This window comes from Anaerovibrio sp. (assembly GCF_051866355.1).
GTDB lineage: Bacteria > Bacillota > Negativicutes > Selenomonadales > Selenomonadaceae > Anaerovibrio.
Genome location: NZ_JBJDWZ010000007.1, coordinates 1 through 5148, shown reverse-complemented (window position 1 = coordinate 5148; position 5148 = coordinate 1). Strand labels below are relative to the sequence as shown.

General features: G+C 45.2%; 5 protein-coding genes. All 5 read right to left on the bottom strand.

Features of this window, described 5'->3' with window-relative positions:
- Window positions 1–1175 (bottom strand): type IV secretion system protein (locus tag ACI3UA_RS00370; RefSeq protein WP_439722847.1); only part of this gene is annotated, 1175 nt, incomplete at its 3' end.
- Entirely contained in the window at window positions 1172–2647 is a 1476-nt protein-coding gene (locus tag ACI3UA_RS00365; RefSeq protein ID WP_439722846.1) for a hypothetical protein, read from the bottom strand. The genes ACI3UA_RS00370 and ACI3UA_RS00365, both read right to left, overlap by 4 nt.
- 95 nt (window positions 2648–2742) lie before the next feature.
- Complete coding sequence (locus ACI3UA_RS00360; protein WP_439722845.1) at window positions 2743–3537, bottom strand: hypothetical protein; 795 nt, start codon at window positions 3535–3537, stop codon at window positions 2743–2745.
- 21 nt (window positions 3538–3558) lie between these two features.
- Complete coding sequence (locus ACI3UA_RS00355) at window positions 3559–4155, bottom strand: lytic transglycosylase domain-containing protein (RefSeq protein WP_439722844.1); 597 nt, start codon at window positions 4153–4155, stop codon at window positions 3559–3561.
- 6 nt (window positions 4156–4161) lie between these two features.
- A partial coding sequence (locus ACI3UA_RS00350; RefSeq protein ID WP_439722843.1) for a hypothetical protein occupies window positions 4162–5148 on the bottom strand: 987 nt, incomplete at its 5' end.

Genomic DNA, 5148 nt, shown 5'->3' with positions numbered 1-5148 from the left:
CTGAGCAGGCCGGATACTATGTTGGAAATATTCTTTGTCAGCAAATACATCAGCAATGCTGCCAAAAGCACCTGCAGCATTATCACTAAAGAATCAGCAACACCTTCTGCCTGCTGTAAATCTTTTATATAAGCACTGAAGAATGGTACCATAATCCCTGTCATGCAGGCTATGGTACATACCTTGATTGCAAGGTTAAGCATCAAGCCTATAGCCTTGTCCGAAAGAAAACTGAACTTGCTGGTAATCATGAACGGCAATAACGGCATTACCATCATTGACATCAAATAAAACTCCATCCGCGCCATGAACATCTCTACTGCTGTTACTAAAAGCAAACCAACTGTTAGGCATGTAATGATCGTCTTTGCTATTGCAATTCCTATGGAATCCCCCATTGTCGGCCAAAACAGATAGAATATTGTTATTGCATTGCCTACTATACTATCAGCATTTAAATCCACGCCCGCATTGGACATGGCATATCCCAATGCCTCAAAACCGTGGGACAATGCCCCCATCAAATTCATGCCATCCAGCCAGTTCTGTTCAATAAACACAATGATACAGAATTTAACAACTACAGATGTCAGATATTTTATTTTGTCACCAGAAATCAGTTTAAAGGCAACATCGTAAGAAGCCTGAATAATGGTTAGGATTGCCAAAAGCTTTAGGGCAATAGGCAGAACTGCCCTGGAGCCGGGTAAGACCACCTGCTCTTTGATGTAATTGAATGTTTGAGACAATATATCCGTAGGCCCATCTGCGCCCTGCTTTAAATCCACCTGCAAAGGCGGCACGGTATGTGCCCCTCCGCCGGATGCAGCAATCATCTGGTCTACCCCCATAGCCATAAGCACTGAACCGAAATTCATCGCCATACCAATGCCTAAAATCCAATTGAAAGCCATCTTGGGAAACTGCTCCAGCCCGATAAAATACATCAAAAGACCAGCACCTGTCATGCAGACACCTATAATCCTGGACAAAAGAACAAAGCCCTTGGCTAAATCCTTAAAGGTATTGTCAAATGCCGTATCCATGCCAGTGCCCTGCTCTATAAGGCGCATGGAATCATCACTGGCTGCCAGTGCCGTACCACAGTCCAGCATGTACCATATAGCTATGGCTGCCATCCCCAGCAACATAAAACCTGTTCTTATCTTACTCATCTACACATCATCTCCTCTGTTCTGCTCCCTGGCTCCCTTTTGCCTGCAACCGCATCCACCATTGTTTGGGATGCTCCCATTGCCTGAGTGCGATTCAGATTTCTAAAGCAGGGTGAGTGACTGACCGCCAGCATCACATCATCTTCGCTCCGCCTTGCCGTCAGCAACTTTTCAATAACCAAATTATCAGCTTCATCCTGGGTTACACCAGGATTTTTTATTACCACATCCTTTAAGGCAGCAAAATACAAGACATTCGCAGGTATACTTTCCCGGTGAACGACCTCCGCCAGTGATTCCGCGTGCTGCACCTCCGGCAGCTTCATCAGGGGATTTTGCTGCTGCACCTCAGCCATTTTCTTTATAAGTTCCTTTGAACATACATCTATCTTGGCATATAAGGGCCAAAAAGCATTCCATTGCTTTCTTTCCTCCTGCACATCCTTGATAGATTGCAGCAATTCTTTGATATTTGCCTGCAGCTCCTTATCAGGGCTGGCATTCAGTCCAAGCTCCATTGAAGCTCTTTCAAGCCCAACAGCCCATATATTCAGTGTCTTTCCCATATTTTGCAGATGCTGCAGCCGGGCCATAGTATCGCTGATGATGTTGATAGCTGTCGTCCAATATTGGAACCCATCACCTTTTTCATGCAGTTCCTTCATGGCACGAATCTTCTGCTGCATATCATCATAGATTTCCTGATCGGACAGCTTCTTTACCTTAAACGGCCCAGGAGCTTCCTTAGTCTTTCTTATTGCATCTGCCAAAAATTTATCCAGCTTTTCATAGACATTTTTGTTGTGTTCATGCCGCGCAACAAGATTATCTGAATTGCTGAAATTGAAATTCAGGGAATTGAACATGACCTGGCGTAAAAGCCTGTCATCCTCCTTGCAGCCTGCATTCAAAAGCAGCCTGACAATTTCCTCATCTGCTGACTGGATAGTGAGATTGGGCATTTTATATAGTATAGTCTTCAGGCAGCTGCTATATATCTCTCCCGGTTCATCAGCATAGATATTTAGCAGGGCAAGCGGCTTTGCCTGCACTGTATCAGTAAAAGATAAAACAGGATTTACGGCCAGGCAGGTGAAGGAAACTGCCCTATCCCATCTTTTCTTGAAATCTCTCTTACCTGGCCCTGCAAACATGGGGGAATATGACATACAACGGATAATGCTTTGATAATCCATATTAGCATGAAGCATTTTTCCGGCTATGCCAAAATTCAGGATATTTTCCTCTTGCTCTGTCTTATTGAAATAATTCTCTCCTTTTAAGGCTTCTTTTAAAAACGCGTAATATATATCCTCATCCGTTGAGGCAATATTCATCAAAACATCTTCCACTGCATCTGCCTTTTGAATTGCCTCCATGGGATCGTCGGCCATTTCATATAACAATCCATCCTGGTAACAATCCTTTAAGCTATCTTCCAGACCCAGTTCTACGGAAAGCTCCATTGCCATAACTCCCGCTCCTTCCAACTATACGTTCTGTCCAAATTGGACAGAATGTATGATTTTATTTTATGTTTGGTTCAATTTGGACAGAACGTAGCATCCTAAAAACTACGTATCCATTCTCCCAGCTCGTCACGCGCTACCTTTTCCGCCTTGCGAATCATGGTTTTTTCCATATTATCCGCTGCCTGAACCTGGGCAGTTGAGGCTGCCATCTGCGCCAATATCAAATTGCCATTCTGGATGCTGCGCACCTGGGCTGCAGCTATTACTGCATTTGCCTGCTCCACTTGCATAAGTCCCTCGGCATTATTTGCAGCCTCCAGGGCATCATCTATGCTCTTTGCCAGCTCCGCATCAGAATACTGCACATTGCTTGCAGTCTGGGCAGTATCTTTGATGCTTGATTCAACTGCAGCAGCCCTGGTAAATGCCCTGTCATCAGTATTTTTCCAGAACTCCGCATTATTGCCATTGATAACGTCCTGCACCCTGCCTATTGTCGATGCCATGACCGCTGTCGGAGTGGAATGACGATTCAGTACTCCCGGCAGCTCCCCGGATTTGGACAGCTCAATAGGAGTTTTGCAGAAATTTCCATTATTGTTCTGCGCTTCAGCTTCCGCCTGGCCTTTCAATATTGCAAGCCACTTGCCTGTATCCAGCTTTTTGTTGTTCAGTATGTCTATCAGAAGCTGCTTTTGGAGATTTGTCAGTATGTTATAGGTGTTGGCAACAGTTTCTATTGCCTGGGCAATATTTTCATTGTCATGCACCAATACAGCTGCATTGGTATTTCTAGTTACAAGCAGCGAACCACCTATAAAAGACGTAGCTCCAAGAAATACCCCCAGGATTATTGCTTTTTTCTTGTTCCTTGATATGCTATGCAGCATGGATAAACGCCTCCTTGTATTTTATTGACTGTAATACGCGGTCAAAAGTCTGTTATAAGCATCTGAGACCCTGATAACATAGTTTTGGGTTTCATTATATGGCGGACATCCGCCATAAGTAGTCACCGCAGCCGGTCCCGCATTGTAAGCCGCTACTGCATTGGTTACGGCATATTCACCATAACCAGCAAAATTGTCCAGCATATTCCTGAGATACGCCGTGCCACCAACGATATTTCCTAACGGATCGTATGGATCTACCCCCACTGCAGAAGCCGTTCCCGGCATGAGCTGCATCAGTCCGATGGCTCCGGCAGATGAAGGTACATAGAAAGTATTGAAAGAAAAATGACTTTCTGTTTCCATCACAGCTGTCACCAGCAGTGGATCTACCTGATAAAGGGATGAGGCATAGCAAATCGCATCCGTTATCCAGTAAGTCTGGGTGCTATTGCTGTTGTAGCAGCCTACATCACCGGCAATCACCTCCGGTATCGCCGCTGCTTCAGCATCCTGCATAGCAATGCCAAAAGCAACGGAAAGAATTAATACGGTCCAGAAAATAATTGCCGACACCGTTTCATATATTGATTGCTTAATTTTCTGAAGCCCATTCATTGAAGATTAACTGCCTCCTTCTACAACTGTGTTTCTTATATTTTCTGTCACATTTCTGCTGAGAACGCGGCTGTTCACCAGGCTGTTATCCTCATAGGTATTCTCCGTGGTCGTTTCGATAACAGTTTCCCGTTCTTCCACAATGGTTTTGCTGGCCGCATTTTTCGTAATCGACAGGCCATAGTTTTCCTGATTTTCCCGGCACGGTGAACACTCATCCAACGCCCTGGCAATCTCATACTCAGGATAGCCCTGCAAAATCATTGTTTCCGCTATCAGCACATCCATCGCCACCTCAAAAGGCAGTGCTATAGCTTCAAGGAGCTGTTTTTTGTGGTACTCATACTCCTTGCCAGCATCATCCTCTTTCTGCTGTCTTGGATTAGGATGATATGTTTTAAGCTTTTCCTTTTCCGTCCGGAGAAGGCTGACAGCTGTAGGAAAGACATAATCAAGATAATAGTCACGCCCCCGGCCCGGCTGTGCAGCAATCGGCGAAAACTCCTGCACGACATCCTTTATTTCCGTTTTCTTATATACCTTTGCGGCCAGCATATCCTTGACGATTTCCGGATCCATGCTGGCGTTAATGGACTTACGGAGCTGATGCTGCAGTGACAGGCGGTTAAGATAAAAAATCCTGGCCGAACTTCTTTCATCCTGCTCGGAAGGAATATACTCCTTCACAACCTTCATTCTCTGCATCACATCTCGGTTTTTCTTTATGATATCGTTTGTAATTGCCTCCATCTGGTCTTCCGGCGCATCCACGTTGCTGATAATCATTTTGCGCAGGGACATCTCATCCGTATTGTTTTGCATCATCGACAGGGCAGCCCTGCCTACATGATAGATTGGCATTTTCATGCTGGCAGTTTCCCCTGCCACGCCCTGATGCAGCACATCCTGCTTCTGGCGAAACGCCTCCTTCAGCTGCTCGCTTTCCCTGCTCTTTTCTTTTTGCCTGTCAATGCGCTTCTGAGCGGTTTCTAT

Excerpts from the sequence above, each read along its gene's own strand:
- ACI3UA_RS00355 (WP_439722844.1), bottom strand. The coding sequence starts at position 4,155 with ATGAATGGGCTTCAGAAAATTAAGCAATCAATATATGAAACGGTGTCG.
- ACI3UA_RS00360 (WP_439722845.1), bottom strand. The coding sequence starts at position 3,537 with ATGCTGCATAGCATATCAAGGAACAAGAAAAAAGCAATAATCCTGGGG.
- ACI3UA_RS00365 (WP_439722846.1), bottom strand. The coding sequence starts at position 2,647 with ATGGCAATGGAGCTTTCCGTAGAACTGGGTCTGGAAGATAGCTTAAAG.